This is a genomic window from Stenotrophomonas sp. TD3 (genome assembly GCF_001939825.1).
Classification (GTDB): Bacteria; Pseudomonadota; Gammaproteobacteria; order Xanthomonadales; family Xanthomonadaceae; genus Stenotrophomonas.
The window spans coordinates 3,049,097-3,068,289 of record NZ_MOYM01000001.1 but is presented as its reverse complement, the minus strand read 5'-3'; the positions used below and the strand labels follow the sequence as shown (position 1 = coordinate 3,068,289).

Below are 19,193 nucleotides of genomic sequence, written 5' to 3'. Positions count from 1 at the left end.
GCTACTGCTCTGCGGCCATCTCGATCTCGCTGAGGAAGGTCCAGCTGCCGTTGGCCACGCGCAGCTCCAGCGTGCGGCATTGCGCAGCCAGGGGGGCTGCATTGCCGAGCACGTACTCCTCTTCGGTCGAGCCCATCACGCCGGACTGGGTGAAGGGTGCCGACAGCGTGCCGATCGGGACGGCGGTCGTTCCCGGCTCGGCGCACATCACCTGCACCGACGTCGGCGTGACGATGCCCCAGGCCGGGCGGGTCATCGTGTGCAGGCCGATCCAGTCCACCCGTCGGCGCTGCCCGAGGTCGATGGTGATGCTGACGTTGCCGTGCACGCCTACCCAGCCCGCGTCCATCGGATTGCGCGGGTCACCTACACGGCGGTCGAACAACTCATGGCCGCTGCTGTCGGGATAGCTGGCCGCCGGCGCCACGCTGTAGTGATAAGTGGTCTGCACCGGATCGACGAGGTACGAGGCACCCAACCCGTACAACCCGCGATAGGTGTTCATCATCCGCGGCGCCTCGCCATAGCCCTGGCCGGGGCCGACCACTTCGGACATGTGGTACTGGTTGAGCCAGGCAACGCGCTTGCCGGCCGATCGCGCACTCCATAACTGCTGGTTGATGCGCTGCACCGAAGCCGACCGGTATGCACCGGACAGGCCGTTGCCGGTATCAAGGAACAGCGGGCTGCCATGGTTGAACAGCTCGATGTCGGCCCACACAGCGCTGGCGCCCAGCTGCGCCGACAACGCCTGGTAGTACTGCTCGGTGGAATAGCCCGGTCGATCCCACTGGAACAGTTTCGCGTGCGACGCCGCGCCGATGCCGTCCTGCCAGATCTGCACGTCGACCCCCGTGGCGGAGCGGAACCGTAGCGCAGCACTGGCCACGCTGGCCGGGTCGACGCTGGACGACGCCAGATAGGGCGCCACCATCACCGGCCTGGACGGCGTCGCTGCTTTCAGTGTGGAGACGATCGCGCGGTAGAAAGACGCACGGTCGGCCGGCACCTGCGCGGGCTCATCGGTGATGTACCAGCCGGCGAATGCCGGGTGCGCTGCATAGTGCTGTGCCAGCTGCACCATTGACTGTGCTGCATCCTGCGCCACCGCTGCGGCGTTCGGTCCCTGCCAGAACGTCGCACACTGGCCCGAGCTGTAGGTCGTGCCGACCACGACCTTCATCCCGCGCGCCGCGGCGGCGTCCAGCACCGTTCCCAGCTTGGCCGGGAAGCCGGCGATCCATTCGAAATCCTGCGCGCTGCTGGCGCAGCCCACGCCGGCACGCGTGGCGCGGGTCTGGCCGATGATGAGCGTGTCATTGCCCAGGTCCTGCAGTTCATCGAGGAACATCGGCAGCTGTGCCGCCGGCAACTGCTCATCGGTGGACGAGTAACCGAAGTGGACGAAACTACCGCTCAGCAATGCGTTGTCCGCATGGGCCGGCGCAGCGCAGGCCAGCAGTGCGAGCCATCCGAATCTGTTCATGGTGTCCTTTCCTGTCTGGGTTGCCATCCGGCATGCCGGCCCATCCTAGCCAAGCCGCGCCCGACGCGCAGCAGCGTAGCTGCGCCGTGAAAGGCAGGGCGGTGTGGCGTGAAGCCCGCGCCGCCAGCGCGGACACTCCCTTAGCCGGGCACGCGCAAGGATGAGCTTCCCTTCCATGCACCGGGAGCCTTCACATGGCTGACCAGCATCACGGCACCTCCCATCGCGGCTTCGCTTCGATGGACCAGGACAAGCAGCGCGCGATCGCCGCAAAGGGGGGACGCGCCGCGCATGCGTCCGGCAATGCACATGAGTTCAGCCCGGCCGAGGCACGCGTGGCAGGCCGCAAGGGCGGCGAGGCGATCAGCCGCAATCGCCAGCACATGGCAGCGATCGGCCGCGAAGGCGGGCACGCGCGCCACGCCAACGCACGGCAGCAGCAACAGCAGCACGCGGCCGAATCTTCGCCAACCACGGAGGAGGGGCCGCAACGCCAGCAGGGCTGACTGCAGCGCACTCAAGCGCGCTGGCGCTGGCGGTACAGGCCCAGCGTCGCCAGCAGGGCCAGCACGCCGGCGACGGCCATCGCCCAGCCGAAACCGCTGGCGATGGCGCCGCGGTACCAGGCCAGCGTCTGCGCCCCTGGCAGCAATGACGACGGCTGCAGGATCAGTGCGCGCGCCTGCGCCGCCAGCGCGGGCTGCCCTGCTGCCTGCGCGGTCGCAGCGAACTGGTGCACGGCGCGCAGGCCCATCAGGCTGCCCAGCAGCGCGATGCCCAGACTCATGCCTGCTTGGCGCAGGGCGTTCATCGTGGCCGACGCAATGCCGGCCCGCTCGGCGGGGACGCACGCCATCACCGCCATGCCGGTCGCCGGCACCGCCAGGCCCATGCCAACGCCGAGAAGCATCAGCAGGGCGCTGGCGTGGCCACGCCCCGTGCCCGGCGCAAACGTGGCGATCGCACACAAGGCCACGCTGGTCAGTGCATACCCCGACACCAGCGCGGTATGCAGCCCGATGCGTGTCACCAGACGGCCGAACAACAATGACACCGCGCCCATCAGCACGAACTGCGGCGCCAGCTGCGAGCCCGCCTGCGCCGCATCGTGGCCCTGCGCCTGCTGGAAGAACAGCGACAGGAAGAACAGGCTGGCATAGGCGGTGAATCCCAGCACGAACGAGGCCAGGTTGAGCATGCCAAAGCCAGGCATCGCCAACAGGTCCAGCGGCAGCAGCGGCCGCGCCACGCGACGCTCGACCCACGCAAACAGCGCCAGGCCGAATGCCGCGATGCCGAGTGCCAGCAGCGTTGCAAGCGCCAGAGGGCCGTGCTCGCCGATCGCGATCAGGCCATAGCTGAGCGCACCCAGCGCGACAATGCTGAGCAGCTGCCCGACCGGGTCCAGCGCGGCCTGCTGCGGATGCCGCCGCTCCGGAATGCCCCAGGCCCCCAACGCCAAGGCAAGCAGGCCCAGCGGCAGGTTGATCAGGAAGATGCTGGGCCAACCGGCGCGCTGCACCAGTTCACCGCCCAGCAGCGGCCCCAGCACCAGCGCCAGCGCGCTGAACGCCGACCAGCCACCGATCGCGCGTGCACGCGGGCGCGCTTCGGGAAACGCATGGCTGAGGATCGGCATCGCACTGGGAATCAGCAGGGCACCGGCCACACCCTGCACCGCCCGCCCCGCCACCAGTGCCGGCAGGCTGCCTGCGCAGGCGCAGAGCAGCGAGCCCACGGTGAAGGTCGCCACGCTGAGCAACCACATGCGACGGTGGCCGTAGCGGTCACCCAGCGGTCCCGCCGACAGCATCACCGCCGACAGGGCAATGGCGTAGGCATTGATCACCCACTGCAGTCCCGCCATGTCGGTGTGCAGTGCCTGCTGCAGTGTCGGCAGCGCGACGTTGACGATGCTGATGTCCAGCGAGGCAAGGAAGGTGCCCAGATAGGCCGCGAGCACCAAAGCCGGCCGTCGGAAGCGTTGCATGTACAGATCCCGGGGGAGGATGTAGGCGCATCGTAGTTGACTGACTGACCGTCGGTCAATGACTGGCGGTCAGTCAATACAGGAGGACGGCTAGAATAAGCACCGTCGCACCCGGACCCCGCCCCATGCAGATCCCCGCTGCCGCCAGGCCCCGTACCAAACCCGCTGAAACCCGCCAGGAAGAGCTGATGGACGCCGCGCAGGCGCTGTTCCTGTCACAGGGCGTGGACGCGACCACCATCAGCGACATCGTGGCCGCCGCCGACGTGGCCAAAGGCACGTTCTATACCTACTTCGCCTCGCGCACCGAGATCCTGCAGGCGCTGGCACAGCGCTACACGCAGCAGTTCATGGCCGAGGTCGACCACGCCGTACAGCAGCAGCCTGCCCGCGATGGCGTGGCGCGCCTGCGCGCCTGGATCCGCGCCAACATCGAGACCTACGTGCGCACGCATGCGCTGCACGACGTCGTCTACGCCAACCATCACCACCACCAGCGCGGCAATGCCGAGCGCAACGCCATCCAGCAGCAGCTGCTCGGCATCCTCGAGGCGGGCACCCGTGCAGGCCTGTGGCAGCTGCCGGCACCGCAGGTCACGGCCTCGCTGATCTATGCCGGCGTGCACGGCGCCACCGATGACCTGATCGCTGCGCCCGCGCAGGACGCGGATACCTTCATTGCGGCGGTGGTGGCCGATTGCCTGCGCATGGTCGGCGTGTCACCGGCCCCGAAGCGTGGCGGCACGCGTCGCTGAAGCGCTGGCCGTCGCTCAGGCGTGGGCGAGGATGTTCAACAACCGACCGAACGGATCGCGGACAAAGAAGCGCCGCACGCCCCAGGGCTCGTCGGCCGGGCCATATTCCAGCGCGATGCCGGCCGCGCGCATGCGCTCCAGCACCTCCTGCAGATTGTCCACTTCGATCGACAGGTCCGGCACCGGTGTGCCGGAACCTCCTTCGCTGGCGAAGCTGACCTGCGCCAGCGCACTGCCCTGCCCGCCATGGGTGACGATCCAGCCATGGTCCATCACCACTGGCATGCCGAGCAGCTCGCCATAGAACGCAGCGGCACGGGCGGGATCAGACGTGGCGATGTTGGCGACGACACGCGTGACGGCCATGTTGCACTCCACCAGGAAGAATGCGTCGAGACTGCCCGACCTTGCGCACAAACAGAAGAGCCCCGTCATGGACGGGGCCCGTCATCAGCCGATCATGGCCGGGCTTACACCGCGCCGCAGCGATCCATGACACATTGATCGTATTCGTACTGGCATTCCATGGCATCACCCCCACCGGCTACACACGCCTGGTAGGCCTTCCAGCAGGGAAAATCGCAGGGCTGGACCGGTCCGGCCACGGCCACCGAGCCGCTGCAGGCCAACGCGAACACAGCACAGGCGATCACTTTCCTGAAAGTACGCATCGACATCACTCCTTGATAAGCCTGGTGAGCCCAGGCCGGGCCACCTTAGCGCTGCACACGGGACATTGGGTGAAGGTGGATGCGGCTGGACTCAGTGTTGCAGCATCCCCAGGACACGCAGTTGCTCGGCCAGCTCATCAATGTTGCGCCACGGCAGGATCGGCGAATTGCCGCGCTCGTCCGGCGGGTTGTCCGGCAGCGCGTCGGACCAGCCACCTGCCCCTACAAGCGGCAGCAACGGCCGCTTGTGCAGCCACGCCAGGCAAACCTCCGAGATCGTGCCGGCGCGCCCACCGATGACGATGCAGGCATCACCGGCCAGGGCCATGATCAGGTTGCGCGCATCCCCCATGCCACAGGGCACCACCACCGTGGCCGGCCAATCGGCCGGCGGCATGCTGCCTTCCGGGATGACGCTGAGCACCTGGCCACCGGCGGCGATCGCCTGCTCGGCAGCCACCCGCGTAGCGGCGCTGCCACAGCCACTGACCACCGTGATGCCCTGGATGGCCAGGAAACGCCCTGCTTCAGCTGCACGCTCGAACGCGTCGCTGCCAGGATCAGCACTACCCAATATCGCCAACTGTGGTTTACGGAATGCGGTACGCATGGACGGTTCCAATGCCTCGGAAGGAAGGGTCACGGTGCCTGCCCGGCGGAGCCACGCCATGCACCGATCACAAAACATTAACACGTTCATAAAATTCTCTTCACATTACTGGGGGATATCGCCACGCCTTGGCGTTAACGGCCTTGTTGTCCGTCAACCAAGGAAGTTGTCCGACGAATCACCCGCTGTACGGCCGTTCGTCCCGCTCCCTGTCGCACCGCCCGCTGGCGCTTGCCGTCGCCAGTTCGCTGCTGCTGGCCGCCGCATTGCCGGCCATGGCCAGCGAATCATTTGATGCCTGGCAGCAGCAGCGCCAACTGCAGGCTGCGTGGGCGCAGCCCGCTGCCAGCACGGCACCTGCAGCCACGGCCACTGCACCTGCCACCAGCAGCACCGCCGTCCTCGGCAACCCGGGCGATCCGGCCAGTTGGCGTAGCGATGAATTCAACGCCGATTGGGGCCTGGGCGCGATGGGCGCGGACTACGCCTATGCACGCGGCCTGACCGGCAAGGGCGTCCGCCTGGCGCTGTTCGACTCGGGCTCCGCGCTGGCGCATCCGGAATTTGCAGGACGCAATACCTCCAGCATCACCATCGGTGCCGACTGTGCGACGCCGGGTGTCGTCGCAGGCACCGGCGCCTGCGGACAGACCCGCGGCGAGCAGCCCGGCTACAACTACTACGGCCTCGGCGCCGGTGTTCCGGCCGCACTCGCGGCACGCCTGATCGCCGCCGGCCAGCCCTATGGCTTCAGCTACGCCGACCACGGAACGCATGTGCTTGGCACCATCGGCGCGAACCGCAATGGCACCGGTATGCATGGCGTGGCCTTTGGTGCGGATCTCACCGCCGCCCGCGTGTTCGGTGACACCTACTACGAGTGGCGCCTTGACCCCGACAATTTCTATCGCCCGCGCGCGGTGTACCGCACCGATCCGGATGATGCCGCCACGCTGGACATGTATGCGCAGATCCAGGCGCAGGGTGTACGCGCCATCAACCACAGCTGGGGCATTTCCACGCGCAACATGACCGCCGCCGCGCTGGACCAGCAGTACGCCAGCATCGGTGCCGACTACGGCGTGTACGGCAGCATCTACGCCAACAACGGCGATACCCCAGGCTCCACCCTCATCCAGGTGTGGTCGGCCGGCAACGGCAGCGGTGCGGTTGCCGGCATCACCGCCTCGATGCCGCGCTGGAAGCCCGAACTGGAACCGTACTGGCTGGCGGTCGCCAACGTCCGCCGGCCCAATGCCGCCGCAGGTGAAACCGACTACGTGATCGATGGCAGTTCCAGCATCTGCGGCGTTGCCGCCAACTGGTGCATCTCGGCCCCCGGCACCGACATCGTCAGCACCATCGTCTCCGGCGATATCCAGGGCCGCATCGAGAACACCTCCGCCTACGTGCGGCTGATCATCGACAGCGAGAACACCAACTACGTCTACGGCACCAAGACCGGCACGTCGATGGCCGCGCCGCACATCACCGGCGCTCTCGGCCTGCTGATGGAACGCTTCCCGTATCTGGACAACGCCCAGGTCCGCGACGTACTGCTGACCACCGCACGCGATCTCGGCGCGCCGGGTATCGACGCGATCTACGGCTGGGGCATGGTCGACCTGCGCAAGGCCATCGAAGGCTATGGCTCGCTGCGTGTGGATACCAACGTGGTGATGAACCAGAAGGCCGGCGGCCTGAAGGTCTGGGAAGGCGATGCCTGGGACAACTGGACCAACGACATCGGCGGCCCGGGCAAGCTGACCAAATCCGGTATCGGTTGGCTGCGCCTGAGCGGCAACAACAGCTTCAACGGTGCGGTACTGCAGGACGGTACGCTGGAATTGAACGGTGCCAACACGCTCACCTCAGCGGTCGAGGTTCAGGGTGGCCAGTTCCTGCTCAACGGCAGCCTGGTCTCCACCGCCCTGACCACCACCGGGGGCGTCAGCACGATCAGTGCCAGCGGCGTACTGAACAACAGCAACCTGGTGGTCAATGGTGGCGTGGTGTCCTTCAACGGCACGCAGACCGGCGGCACCACCACGGTCGGCGCCAACGGCCTGCTGAAGGGCGTCGGCACGCTCGGCAACACCCGCGTGGATGGCATCATCGCGCCGGGCAACTCGATCGGCACGCTGACCATCAACGGCAACTACGTGCAGGGCGCCACCGGCGTCTATGCGGCGGAGCTGGCACCAGGTGGCCGTAGTGACCAGCTGCATGTGACCGGCACCGCCACTCTTGGCGGCACCCTGGTCGCGCTGCCGGAACCAGGCGTGTACTACCTCGGCGAACAGTTCAACTTCCTGCGTGCTGACGGTGGCATCAGCGGCCAGTTCGCCAAGACCGACTTCAGCGCGTTCTCGCCCTTCCTGCAGTTCAGCCTGGCCTACGGGGCCAATGGCACGCGTATCGATGTCGCCCGTGGCGCCTCGCTGACCACCGCTGCCAACACCCCCAACCAGCGTGCAGTGGCGGCGGCGGCCGACCTGCTGCCGATCGCCCAGGGCCTGCCCAAGCCGCTGACCCAGCTGTTCCCGCAGCAGGTGGGTGGCGTGCTCGACGGTCTCAGCGGCGAGCTGCATCCGGCCACGGCCATCGCCCTGGTCGAGGGCAGCCGCTACGTGCGCGATGCCGCGTTGTCACGCCGTGCCGGCGCTGCGGCCCCCGGCACCGACGCGGGTGATACGACGGGTGCATGGGTGCAGGCCATCGGTGGCAACAGCAAGCTGGACGGTGATTTCAACACCGCCCGTACCGAAGCCAACAGCAACGGCCTGCTGGTCGGCATCGACCGCGAGTTCTCCGGCTGGCAGGTTGGCGTTCTGGCCGGCACCGGCCGCACCGACGTGAAGCAGCAGGACCGCCGCGCCAAGTCGAAGATCGACAACACGCACTTCGGTGCCTACGCCAGCCACAACTGGGGCGGTTTCGGCCTGCGCGGCGGTGTGGCGTGGAGCAAGCACGAGGTGAAGAGTACGCGTGATGTTGCCTTCGCAGGTTTCAGTGACAGCCTGAGCGCGCGCTACGACGCCCGTACACGCCAGGCCTTCATCGAAGCCGGTTACCGCTTCGGTGGCCCGGAAGCGGGGCTGGAACCGTACCTGCAGGTGGCGCGCGTGGAAGTGGACCTCAAGCGCATCAACGAACGCGGTGGAGCAGCGGCGCTGCAGGGCAAGGTGGATGACACCGGAACCACGGTCGCCACCGCCGGCGTGCGCTTCGACAAGGGACTGAAGGCTTCGTTCCAGCAGGAGAGCTGGCTGCACCTGCGCGGTGGCGTCGGCTATCGCCGTGCCTCGGGGGATCGCAGCCAGGTCGCCAATCTTGCCTTTGCCAACGGCAGCTCCACGTTCGCGGTCAACGGCGCACCGATTGCCGACAACGCGGTGGTGGCCGAACTGGGCCTCTCGGCCTGGCTGACCCCGCGACAGCAGCTGGAACTGGGCTACAGCGGCCAGTTCGGCAGCGAGAGTCGTGACCATGGTGCGAATGCACGCTGGTCCGTGCGCTTCTGACCCGTGCCTGCCTTGCGATGAAAACAGAAGGGGCGGCCGTTCGGCCGCCCCTTCTGCTTGCGTGTGATTCCCTTTCAGCTCAGGCGCACAGCGCCTGCATGGCCTGCGCTGTGACCTCGACGATCTGACCATCCACGATGTGGACGCTGTGACCAGCGCACGCCGCCAGCTCCTTGTCGTGCGTCACCATGATGATGGTCATGCCGCCCTGGTTGAGCTCACGCAGAATCTCCATGACCCCCTGCGACATCTGTGAGTCCAGGTTGCCGGTCGGCTCGTCGGCCAGCAGCAGGGCCGGAGTACCCGCAATGGCGCGGGCGATCGCCACGCGCTGCTGCTGCCCACCTGACAGTTCGCCCGGATAGTGCGACATGCGGCTGCCCAGTCCGACCTGGGCCAGTGCCGAGACCACGCGTTGCCTGCATTCGGCTGCCGCCATGCCACGGTAGCGCAGCGGCACCTCCACATTGGCTTGGATGGTCAGATCCGGAATCAGGTTGAACGCCTGGAACACGAAGCCGATCTTCTCGTTGCGCAGCGCGCTGAGCGCCGCGTCGCGCATGCCGCCGACGTCCACGCCGCCGATCGCGTAGTGGCCGCCGGAAAAGCCCTCGAGCAGACCGAGGATGTTCAGCAGTGTGGACTTGCCGGAGCCGGAAGGGCCGGTAATCGACAGGAAATCGCCCTCCTGTACCGACAGGTCGATGGAGCGCAATGCATGGGTCATGACCTCACCCACCTGGAACACTTTGCTGACGCCTTGCATCCTGAGCATGGGAATTCTCGCTTGCAGATGGAAGCAGTGACCGGCGAGGGCCGCTGCAGGACTCACAACGAACGAATGGCCGCCACCGGCGCGATGGCTGCGGCGCGCAGCGCCGGCACCAGTACCGCCGCCTGCCCCAGCAGCAGCAGGATCACCGCACTGACCGGCAGATACAGCAGTGGCAGGCGCGGCAGTTCGTAGAAACGCATCAGGGTCAGGTTCATCGCGTAGGCCAGCAGAGCCCCGGCGGCGATGCCGATGGAAACGATCAGCAGGTTCTCGATCTGGAAATAACGCATCACATCGGTGCGCGTGGCCCCCAGCGCGCGGCGGATGCCGATCTGCTTGCGACGTTGTTCCACCCAGTAACTGGCCAGTCCGACAATGCCCAGGGCAGTGGCGGCCAGCAGCGCGATGATGACACCGCCCAGCAGCCCCATCATGACCCGGTCACCTTCGAAATGGCGCTCGCGCAGTTCGGAGATGCGCCGGCTGCCTTCGACATCGAACACCACGTCCGGCGCGACACGGCGGATTGCCTGCTGCGCATCGCGCATCACGCGGTTCATGTCGCCGGCCTCGGCGCGTACAAGATAGCGGCCGGTCAGGCGCGGTCCCTGCGATGCAGGCACGATCACCGACCAGTCCGAGCCCTTGGCCTCACCGCGGCCGGGGCGGGACACGGCCATGTGCTCGACCACGCCGATCACCCGCAGCCGGGTATCCATCGCCCACAGGCTCTTGCCCACGGCGCTTTCGCCGGGCCAGTAACGTTGGGCCAGCTCCTGGGTGACCAGCGCCGGGGGATTGGCCGGCACCAGTTCATCGGTCGGTGCGAACTCGTCCGCACCGGGCATGCGTCCCCCCACCAGGTGCAGCTGCAGCGCGTCCAGGGCCACGGCATCGGCCAGGTAGAAATCCAGAACGCCGCCGGGCACCTGCTGATCCTCGTCCAGGTTGACGCCGGCACGCACGCCCGGGCTGCCGAACGGCATGGCACTGACCAGCCCGGCCGCCGTCACGCCACTCAGCCCCCGCAATGCGCCAACGACCCGCGCGTTGACATCGTTGGCGCGCTCGGCGTCGATGCCGTCGAGCTGGATGACCCCCAGGCGTGACTCGTCCAGGCCGCTGACCAGCTGCATTGCAGCGTTCCGCTCGATCATCAGGAAGATCGCGTTGCACAGCACGGCGCAGGCCAGTGCGATCTCCATCGCGATGAGGAAGGTCGCCAGGCGGTGCCGGCGCAGGGCCGAAAGTACGATGCCGATCTGCATGGTGGTTCCTCTACAGAAGCTTCAGTTGGGCGATGGGCTGGACCGCACTGGCACGGATCGCGGGAATCAGGCTCGCCAGCAGGCTGGCCAGCACCGACAGCGCCAGGGTGAACAGCAACATGGTGGTATCAAGCCGCGCCAGGTCCGCATAGGCCACCGGCTGGCTGCGCACCGCGCTCAGGCCGAGCCAGGTCAGCAACAGGCCCAGCGCGCCACCGAGTGCACCCACCAGCGCGGCCTCGACCACGCATTGCAGGAAGATCGCAGCGCGGCTTGCGCCCAGCGCACGACGCAAGCCGATCTCGCCGCTGTAGCGAAGGAACTTCGCCAGCAGCAGACCGACCACATTGGCAATGCAGATGCCGAGGAAGGCGAAGGCCAGGATGGCCTGCAGCTTCACGTCGCTGGGCACCACCTGGTTGAAGTCGAGCCATTGCATCAATGAGCGCAGCCGCGTGTTGTCGGCGTGGCTGATCCGGCCGAGGGCCTTCTGCTCAGCGGCATAGTTCTGCAGGAACCGCTGATAGGCGGCCACCTTCGCTGCGCTGTCCAGCTTGACCCACAGGTGTACCCAGACACACGGCGCGGTCTGCAGCCGGCCGCGTTCCTCCGGCGTGGACCAGCAGGTGAACGGCACGAAGTCGCCGTCATTGATCTCCAGGCTGGAGGTCAGCGGCATGAACAGATCATCGGCCGAGGCGAAGAAACCCGACGTGTTGCCGCCGCTGAAGCGGCCGCCTCGCACCTTGTAGAACAGCGGCGAGGGCCGCCAGGGCGCGAGTACGCCCACGATGCGCATCGCGGTGTCCTTGACCCGCAGCGTCTGCCCCACACTGTCGCCCCCACCGAACATCTGCTCGTTGAGCTCCGACGAGATCACCACCACACGTGCGCGCGCGTCATCTTCCTCACGCGACCACCAGCGTCCATGCGCCAGCGGCACCGCGAACATCGTCGCGAAGTCGGTGGTGGTGGAGATCGATGAGCGGATGACCGGTGGCGCGCTGCCCTGATCGGGCCGCAGCTTGACCGGATTGGTAACCACCAGTGTCTGCTGGTCCGCGCGCCCCGACGACCACAGGTCGAAGGCCGAGCGATAGTCCAGCACGTCGTACGGCTCGCGGCCCTTCGAGTTCGGATTGGCATCTAGCTGGGGGTAGTAGAGGTCACCGCTGCGCCCGGGCAAGGGATCGCCGGACAGCAGGTAGACCACGGTCAAGGTGGTCATGCTGGCTCCAATTCCCACCGCGATGGCCAGCACCATCAGGGCGGTGATGGCCTTGCTCCGCAGTGTATTGTGCAGCGCCACCTGCGCGCAGTAGATCAGCCTGCGCATGCCCGCACCCTTTTCTGCACCCTGTATCGACTTCATGTCATGCCTCTCCCCGGACGTGCACGGGCGTGACCCGTGCCGGTTGCCACATGGACCTGCCAAGTTCGTGTACGTGATCGAATCGGGCGCGGTAGGCCTCGGCGCCGTGCATGATCATCACCAGCATTCGGCCATGGCTGCGTGCGAAGATCGCGTCCATCGCAATCTCGCGGCTGGCCGTATCGAGGTTGGCGACCGGCTCATCAAGAATGTAGAGGTCGGCGTCCTCGCCCAGCACCATCGCCAGGGCGATCTTCTGCTGCTGCCCTGCCGACAGGGTTTCCGGCAGGCTGTCGGCGATCCCCTCGCCGTCCATCCCCAGTCGCGCCAGCAGCACCGGATCGGCTCCGAGTTCGCGCACCTTCAGCGGAGGGAACTGCAGAGGAAGCGTGATGGCGCGGATACGCGCCGGTCGCAGCAGCTGGCCGGCGATGGGCTGGAAGTACCCGGCCAGGACGTTGGCCAGGGTCGTCTTGCCGCTGCCATTGTCGCCAATCACCAGTGCACGTTCACCGGGTGAAAGGGCCAGGGTGAAATCCGAGAACACCGGAGCGGCGCCATACCCGTAGCCGATCGACGTCGCCAGCAGACCACCATCAATGTGCGTGGCCGGCGCCGCGGTTGCCGGTGCGGTCATGAACTCCGCCACCCGCACCACCACCACACCGTGGCTGTGCATCTCGGCAATGTTCTTGAAGATGCCGATGAGCGTCGTGGCTGAGCGCCAGAAGGCGTTCATGAAGGCGATGAACGAACCCAGTGTCATCTGTTGGCGGAACACGAAGAGTGCGCCGACGAAGATCGAGCAGACATCCGAGATCACCATCGTCAGGTCGCTCGCACCCTGCAGGGTCCTCACCACCCTGAAGCGCTGGTAGGTCGAATCCAGCACCTCGCGCAGGCTGCGGTCATGGGCCTGCACCGTCCTGGGGCCCAGGCCGAACGTACAGACCATCTTGAAGGCAGCCACGGCCCGGGTCAGCAAAGAAACCAGTTCGGCCTCGCGGTCACGCTCCACCACGGTCAGCTCGCGGATGCGTCGGCCGACCAGCACGCTGACCGTGGTGGCGATGGGGATGATGGCCATCAGCACCAGGAACGCACGCCAGGAGATGATCAGCAGGGCTGCGATCAAGGCGACGAATGTCACCGCCTGGGTCAGGGTGGTGCGTGCGACCGACAGCATCGGCACCACGCCATCCTTCACGTCCGAGCGGATCCGCGCCACATAGTAGCCGGCCCCCTTCTGCACCACCTCGTCATAACTGCGGCCATAGTAGGCGGTCAGCAACGAGGTCCCGATCCGCTCCACGATGCGGTTATCCACGCGCTGCTGCCACAGTGCGCAGCTGTAGCTGCCCAGGTTGGTCACCAGGCACAGCAGCAGATACGCACCGGTAAGCAGCAGGAACCGGTTGAAATCCTGGCGGCTGGCGGCCTCGTCGAAGATCGCGCGGATCAGCAGCGGATGCAGCAGCCCGCCCAGTCCGCCGAACATCGCGGTGGTGGCGGCCACCGCAAGGTAGCGCCCACGGAGTGGGCCGAGCAGGATCGCAAAGCTGGCGAGGATGGCGCGCACACTGTGCCGCTGCGCGGTCTCCTCGCGTTGAAGTGGCTGTCCGGCTGGCTGCGGGTGCGCATTCATGCAACCGCCACCTGCCCCACCCCGGCTCCGTCCACCTTCCGTGCCACCGGGCCATGCACATCGAGTGCATCCAGGAAGAACTCGTCCGGCGCCAGCGTGTCGTACCGGTGCAGGGCGCGGATCACCCCGGCGATGCCGGTACCGTGGTCGAAGGAAATGCGGAACAGATTCTCGCCCGGCACCGCCGCCATTCCCTCCTCCTCCTCGAACAGATACAGATCCACGATGCCCTGGTACGGTCGTTCCGCCATCCGCAGGTACGTCGCATCGCCGGAGTAGAGATGGGCGTCGACGAACACATCCAGCATGCCCGACAGGCCATACAACAGGCCGCAGAAGCCGGAATACTTGCGATGGAAGTCATCCACCAGCCGATTCACGTCCTGCCACAGGCCGTAGCGGATCGCGACCTTGGCAATGCCCGCGGTTCCCTGCTCCAGATAGGGTTCGTAGGTGTTGACCTCTTCCGGTGAGCTGGGGAAGGTGGTCACCCCGGCCTCCAGCTCGAAGCCGTAGGAGAGATCGTGGCGCAGTGCCTGCTCGCCAAGCACGCGCCATGCCGGATCACCACTGAGCTGCGACAGCCTCAGCAGGAACAGCGCCACGCCTGCCTGGCCGTAGCCCATGCCAATGCGCACACCACCTTCGTCCTGCCAGTAGGCGCCCCGCTCTCCATGGTGGACGGTTTCTGCAAGCCGCCGCGCCAACGACAGCGCCTTGTCGAGATGCCCGGGCAGGCCGGTCGCGTGATGCATGGCCAGGTGCGCCATTCCGATACCCGCCATGCCGTGATACAGCGAGTGATGCGCATGCAGCAGGCTACTGCTGTCAGCGCTGTCGAGCAGGCTGCGGGCCAGTTCCACCTCGCCACGCAGCAGCGCCGACCAGGCGATGCCGGCCAGGCCGGTGAGGAACCCCGGTGGTAGCGCCGTGCGATCCAGGGCCTGCAGCTCCTGCGCATAGCGCTCCATCACCGCCGATGGCGGCTGATGACCCACCGCGTGGAAGGCGTGGATCACACCGGTGGCTCCCAGACCGAGGCTCATCGTGTTGGTGGAGTGCGAGAATGGATCAAGAGGGAACAGCGTCCGCTCCGGCTGCAGCCGGCTGTGTGCGTCCATGAACGCGAGCAGCCGGCGGATACACTGGCGCGGCGCCGGCAACGGGCGCTGCGGCGACGAGAACGGCACCTGCAGGGTCGCCGGTTGCTGCAGCAGCTGTGCGGCCTCTTCCAGGCCGATACGGTCGTCCACCAGTGCCTGGATGACCTCGGCCATTGGTGTGTGCTGCCAGCCGATGTCCTCCATCATCACCGGCAGCACCTTCTGGAACAGGTCGGTGCGGATGTAGGCCATGGCCATCAGCGGGAACAGGCAGTAGAACATCACCACTGCGGTCGCGTAACGGTCATCCCTGAAACAGCTGGCGCGCTTGCGCCCCTTCATGATCCGGCGGAATCCGGGCGTGTGGATGTCATCCCATTCATCGCTGCCGTCCAGGAATGCCGCCTCCAGATCGATCAGGCGCACACGCATGTCGCTGCGGTCGACCATGATGTTGGACGGCGAGATATCACCGATCACCACTCCCACCTTGTGTGCGCGGTCGACCGCGCGCAGCAGACCGGTGAAGATGGTCACGCACATCCCGTAGTAGTCACTACCATCGCGTGCGCTGGGACGGGCCTTCATCAGCGGCGAATGCTTGAGCATCAGCTCGCGAAGATCGAATGCATCCAGACGCTCTTCCACCAGATAGCTGTTTTCCCAATCGGTGAATGCATCCAGACAGCGCGGCGAGGCGCCCACCGGGCCCAGCAACTCCAGATTGCGTCGTTCGCGTGCCAGGCGGCTGGTGGCGTCGAGCCCTTCCCCGTGCATTTCCACATGGGGCCGCGCTTCCTTGATGACCACTTCCTCCCCGGTGACCTGATCCAACGCCAGGTAGACCCCGCCCGTGTTGGAGAACCCAAGCGCGGCCTGCACCTGATAGCGGCCCTCCTTCAACGTCATCTCGCCGGGATCATCCTCGCTGGGGAACGGGTCGGTTTCCCAGGCAGGCACCTCGAAATAGGGATTGCGCAGGTCGGGAACATGGCTGCCGTCGGGCGCGACCAGCATCGGCACCTTCTGGCCGATGAAATCAAGCCGGTACACCTGGCGCATGCCGCCATAGCGGTAATACAGGCAGCGGCAGTCCTTGTAGCGTCGATCGGACAGGATGTACGAGCCATCTTCGTCCTTCAGCGCCCCATACAACTGCTCGATGAAGCGCGTGAAGACCGCAAGGTCCAGCGGATAGAGCGTGATGAACTTGCCCGAGCCACCCCGCGGCCAACGCTTGGAGCTCATCATGCGCATCGTGTTCATGTCATTGGCGAACTTGAACTTCACGCGCTCGGCCAAGGCCATCCGGGTGACGGTGCGCAGCACGCGCTGGCAGCTCTCCTGCGTGGCTGAAACGTGGATCTTCCAGCCTTGCGGCGGCAGGTTGCCGGCGACCGGGTCGCCATGCGTCGTCAGGTGCGACCAGACGCCAATGCGATGGATCTTCCACGCTATGCCGGCCGCCTCGATCTCCGCTTCGACGATATTGCGGAAATCCTCGCTGGGCCTGTACTGGTTGTAGCTCAATTCGTAGAACCGCTCGTCGCCCCCCACATAGGCGGCCTTGTCCATGTGGCGTGCTTCACGCAATGATCGTTGACGCGCTGACATCGTCTCTCCCTGGTCGGTTCCACGGCTCGTTTGCCCGGTGCACACATCCGCGAACGCCCCGCACATGCGCGATGGATGCATTGCGGGCGCTCCGGCCTGCAGGCATCGCGGAATGCGGATTCCCCGCCCGCTTCATTCGTAAGCACGGCGTGAAAATCGCCGGATATCACTGCGATGCAGTCAACCGGAATGTCCCTGCAGATCGATGATTGCCACCGTACCTTGCCGCTACATTGCGCAGGCGATTCTCATTCCACAATTGACTTGACTCATTCCAATCGGCAATGCCATTTTCCATCCGCCACGTATAGACCGGGGTTCTTCAACAACTGCAACAGGGCTTTGAGATTGCGTGGTGCAATCACGCAGTGAATCGTTTCATTGCGTAACGCGTGGGAGGCACGCATGCCTCCCGATCCCATGTACGACTAAGGAGAGTTGATATGAATCGCGTCCTGAATCTGCAGCGCCTGATGATCGAAAACCAGCAGGAAAACCTGGGCAACAGCTGCAGCAGCTCCGACCACGACTGCTGCAACGGCTAAGCCTCTCCGGCTTGCCTGAGGTGGTGGTGCGCGCCCACCACCTCGACAACTGCCACGAGCGTGATGCACCGCCACGTGGCAAGTCTCCATACGACGTAGAGATCGCTTGACAGGCAGCCGTCCGCTGCCTGCGCTGCGCGTCCTGCATCTGCCAATGCCAGGACGGGCATCCCGGGGGGGGATGATCCGCCAGCTGCAGCACGTGCTGCAGCCGTGACCATTGCTCGACCCCACTGCGACCTCACCACCATGACGGACGCTACGCAGTGCGCCTGCACGCCCGCCGGATCCAGCAATCAGGAAAAGACGCAGCATGCGCATCCTCGTGGCCATGGACGACGCCGAACTTGCACAGGCGCTTCGCAACGTATTGCAGAGCCGCAACATGCTGGTGGACCTTGTGGCAACCTGGTCGCTGGCCAAGGCCGCAGTACAGGCCGTGGAGTACCGCGCCCTCATTCTCGACCGCTGGCTGCCCGAAGGCGATTCACTGAAGCTGGTGCAGATCGCGCGCGGCTTGCGTACCTGGCTGCCCATTCTGCTGTTGGGGCGCCACAACCACGCTGCCGACTGCATCGCATGCCTGGATGCCGGCGCCGATGACTACCTACCCACGCCGTTCGAGTTCGACGAGCTGGCCGCGCGACTGCGCGCGATTACCCGCCGCCTCGATGCTGATGCCGGCCACATCCTTAGAATCGGTAATTTCACGTTCGATTTTTCCAACCGCATGGCGTTGGTAGGCGGTGCGCCCCTGAGCCTGCCGCGCAGCCAGCTCCTGCTGCTGGAGGCCCTCTGCGCCCGCCAGGGCCGGATCGTCCGGCATGAAGTGCTGAGCGCTGCCGTGCATCTGGCCGGCGCCGACGGCGGCACCGCGGTGTTGGATCCGCACGTATCACGCCTGCGCCGTGCTCTGCGCTCGGCCAGTGTCAGCATCGAGTCGAAGCGTGGACTGGGCTACATGCTGAACGACGACGCGGCCTGATCCCAGGCTATCGGCACGCGCCGGAAATGAAACAGCCGGGGCGGCAGACCACCCCGGCTGCGAATCCTGATGATCGGGCCAGCTGATGCGATCAGGCGGCCTTCATCGCATGCTTGCGCGCACGCATGACGTTGTGGCACTCCTGCACTTCCGGCAGCAGCTGGGTCACTTCCTGGCGCACGGCGGGCGGCAGCTCGTTGTCCTTCAGCACGTCCTTGAACGCGCCCAGCAGGCGGTCTTCGGATTCTTCCAGCTCGGCCACATAGCCATAGTTGGTATCACCAAAGGCTGCACGCACCTTGCCGTAGAACTGCTGCATCGAACCAACCACGGTGCCATGTTCGGCCGGCTTGCCACCGCTGGCGGCCACCGAGCCGCTCAGCGCCGCCACGATGCGGCCCTTGACGCCAGCAATGCGGGTGAACAATGCCGACAGCTCGGCATCCTTGACCTTGGTGGCGGCTTCTTCATAGAAGGACTTGCCATCGCGGGCGATTTCGATCAGGTCGTTGAGGCGATGTTCGATGGTGGACTGGGTGCTCATATCGTCATTTCTCCATGCTCGGAAGTGAGTGCACGATGGCAACAATGATGCCGTTGCCTGCGACTCCACCCTGGAGGATCCGACGTGCTCCCCGGGTGAGCAGCGATTGATCCGCGCGTCACTCTGCACAACCGCAGCTGTAGATTTCACTTGACGCTGCGCAGCATTCACGCCAGACAAGCGAATCCCCGTACATCTCCACGCGCAGCGCGCCGCCGCGCAACGCAGTACTGCGCACTACGCGGCATGAACGCCGTGCAGGACCCGCGACGATAACGCGTCCATAACGTAATTGAAGTGTAAACG

At 65.9% G+C, this 19,193-nt stretch carries 16 protein-coding genes; 5 read left to right on the top strand and 11 right to left on the bottom strand.

From position 1 onward, the window contains the following. Position 1: 1 nt before the first annotated feature. Positions 2–1,486, bottom strand: a complete 1,485-nt coding sequence (locus tag BKE09_RS14320) for a DUF4434 domain-containing protein (protein WP_075676167.1) — start codon at positions 1,484–1,486, stop codon at positions 2–4. A gap of 194 nt (positions 1,487–1,680) precedes the next feature. Here BKE09_RS14320 and BKE09_RS14315 point away from each other — a divergent pair, with 194 nt between their 5' ends. Continuing rightward, positions 1,681–1,992: a KGG domain-containing protein gene (locus tag BKE09_RS14315; RefSeq protein ID WP_075676166.1), complete on the top strand. Its 312-nt coding sequence runs from the start codon at positions 1,681–1,683 to the stop codon at positions 1,990–1,992. An 11-nt stretch (positions 1,993–2,003) separates the two neighbouring features. Here BKE09_RS14315 and BKE09_RS14310 read toward each other — a convergent pair whose 3' ends face one another. After that, complete coding sequence (locus BKE09_RS14310; RefSeq protein WP_075676165.1) at positions 2,004–3,476, bottom strand: MFS transporter; 1,473 nt, start codon at positions 3,474–3,476, stop codon at positions 2,004–2,006. A gap of 125 nt (positions 3,477–3,601) precedes the next feature. Between BKE09_RS14310 and BKE09_RS14305 the strand changes: the two genes are divergently transcribed. Continuing rightward, a complete protein-coding gene (locus tag BKE09_RS14305; RefSeq protein ID WP_075676164.1) occupies positions 3,602–4,231 on the top strand; it encodes a TetR/AcrR family transcriptional regulator in 630 nt (209 codons plus the stop codon). Between the two features lie 15 nt (positions 4,232–4,246). On the opposite strand, the gene BKE09_RS14300 is transcribed toward BKE09_RS14305, so the two are convergent. The 3 genes from BKE09_RS14300 to BKE09_RS14290 all read right to left on the bottom strand — a co-directional run bounded on the left by BKE09_RS14300 (position 4,247) and on the right by BKE09_RS14290 (position 5,512). Continuing rightward, positions 4,247–4,597, bottom strand: a complete 351-nt coding sequence (locus BKE09_RS14300) for a VOC family protein (protein WP_075676163.1) — start codon at positions 4,595–4,597, stop codon at positions 4,247–4,249. Positions 4,598–4,701: 104 nt separating this feature from the next. Then, positions 4,702–4,902 carry a hypothetical protein gene (locus BKE09_RS14295; RefSeq protein ID WP_075676760.1) on the bottom strand — a complete coding sequence of 67 codons (201 nt, stop codon included), beginning with the start codon at positions 4,900–4,902 and terminating at the stop codon, positions 4,702–4,704. Positions 4,903–4,993: 91 nt separating this feature from the next. Beyond that, positions 4,994–5,512, bottom strand: a complete 519-nt coding sequence (locus BKE09_RS14290; RefSeq protein ID WP_075676162.1) for a Rossmann fold nucleotide-binding protein — start codon at positions 5,510–5,512, stop codon at positions 4,994–4,996. Positions 5,513–5,787: 275 nt separating this feature from the next. On the opposite strand from BKE09_RS14290, the gene BKE09_RS14285 reads away from it, so the two are divergent. Further along, positions 5,788–9,036 carry an autotransporter serine protease gene (locus BKE09_RS14285; protein WP_240502918.1) on the top strand — a complete coding sequence of 1,083 codons (3,249 nt, stop codon included), beginning with the start codon at positions 5,788–5,790 and terminating at the stop codon, positions 9,034–9,036. A gap of 79 nt (positions 9,037–9,115) precedes the next feature. On the opposite strand, the gene BKE09_RS14280 is transcribed toward BKE09_RS14285, so the two are convergent. The 5 genes from BKE09_RS14280 to lanKC are packed head-to-tail and all read right to left on the bottom strand — an operon-like array spanning position 9,116 to position 16,813. Then, the gene (locus BKE09_RS14280; RefSeq protein WP_075676160.1) at positions 9,116–9,811 is read right to left on the bottom strand and encodes an ABC transporter ATP-binding protein; all 696 of its coding nucleotides are present in this window, start codon (positions 9,809–9,811) and stop codon (positions 9,116–9,118) included. A 53-nt stretch (positions 9,812–9,864) separates the two neighbouring features. Continuing rightward, positions 9,865–11,079, bottom strand: coding sequence for an FtsX-like permease family protein (locus BKE09_RS14275; RefSeq protein WP_014038601.1), 1,215 nt, complete (start codon positions 11,077–11,079; stop codon positions 9,865–9,867). 10 nt (positions 11,080–11,089) lie between these two features. After that, positions 11,090–12,415: an ABC transporter permease gene (locus BKE09_RS14270; protein ID WP_075676159.1), complete on the bottom strand. Its 1,326-nt coding sequence runs from the start codon at positions 12,413–12,415 to the stop codon at positions 11,090–11,092. A 37-nt stretch (positions 12,416–12,452) separates the two neighbouring features. Then, positions 12,453–14,096, bottom strand: a complete 1,644-nt coding sequence (locus BKE09_RS14265; protein WP_075676158.1) for an ABC transporter ATP-binding protein — start codon at positions 14,094–14,096, stop codon at positions 12,453–12,455. Continuing rightward, positions 14,093–16,813 carry a class III lanthionine synthetase LanKC gene (gene lanKC, locus BKE09_RS14260; protein ID WP_075676157.1) on the bottom strand — a complete coding sequence of 907 codons (2,721 nt, stop codon included), beginning with the start codon at positions 16,811–16,813 and terminating at the stop codon, positions 14,093–14,095. Before lanKC ends, BKE09_RS14265 begins: the two co-directional genes overlap by 4 nt. Positions 16,814–17,256: 443 nt before the next feature. Here lanKC and BKE09_RS23650 point away from each other — a divergent pair, with 443 nt between their 5' ends. Both BKE09_RS23650 and BKE09_RS14255 read left to right on the top strand, forming a co-directional pair. After that, positions 17,257–17,358 carry a class III lanthipeptide gene (locus BKE09_RS23650; RefSeq protein ID WP_206120592.1) on the top strand — a complete coding sequence of 34 codons (102 nt, stop codon included), beginning with the start codon at positions 17,257–17,259 and terminating at the stop codon, positions 17,356–17,358. 313 nt (positions 17,359–17,671) lie between these two features. After that, the gene (locus tag BKE09_RS14255) at positions 17,672–18,343 is read left to right on the top strand and encodes a response regulator transcription factor (protein WP_075676156.1); all 672 of its coding nucleotides are present in this window, start codon (positions 17,672–17,674) and stop codon (positions 18,341–18,343) included. 91 nt (positions 18,344–18,434) lie between these two features. On the opposite strand, the gene BKE09_RS14250 is transcribed toward BKE09_RS14255, so the two are convergent. Continuing rightward, positions 18,435–18,887: a PA2169 family four-helix-bundle protein gene (locus BKE09_RS14250; protein ID WP_005419568.1), complete on the bottom strand. Its 453-nt coding sequence runs from the start codon at positions 18,885–18,887 to the stop codon at positions 18,435–18,437. Positions 18,888–19,193 lie beyond the last annotated feature (306 nt).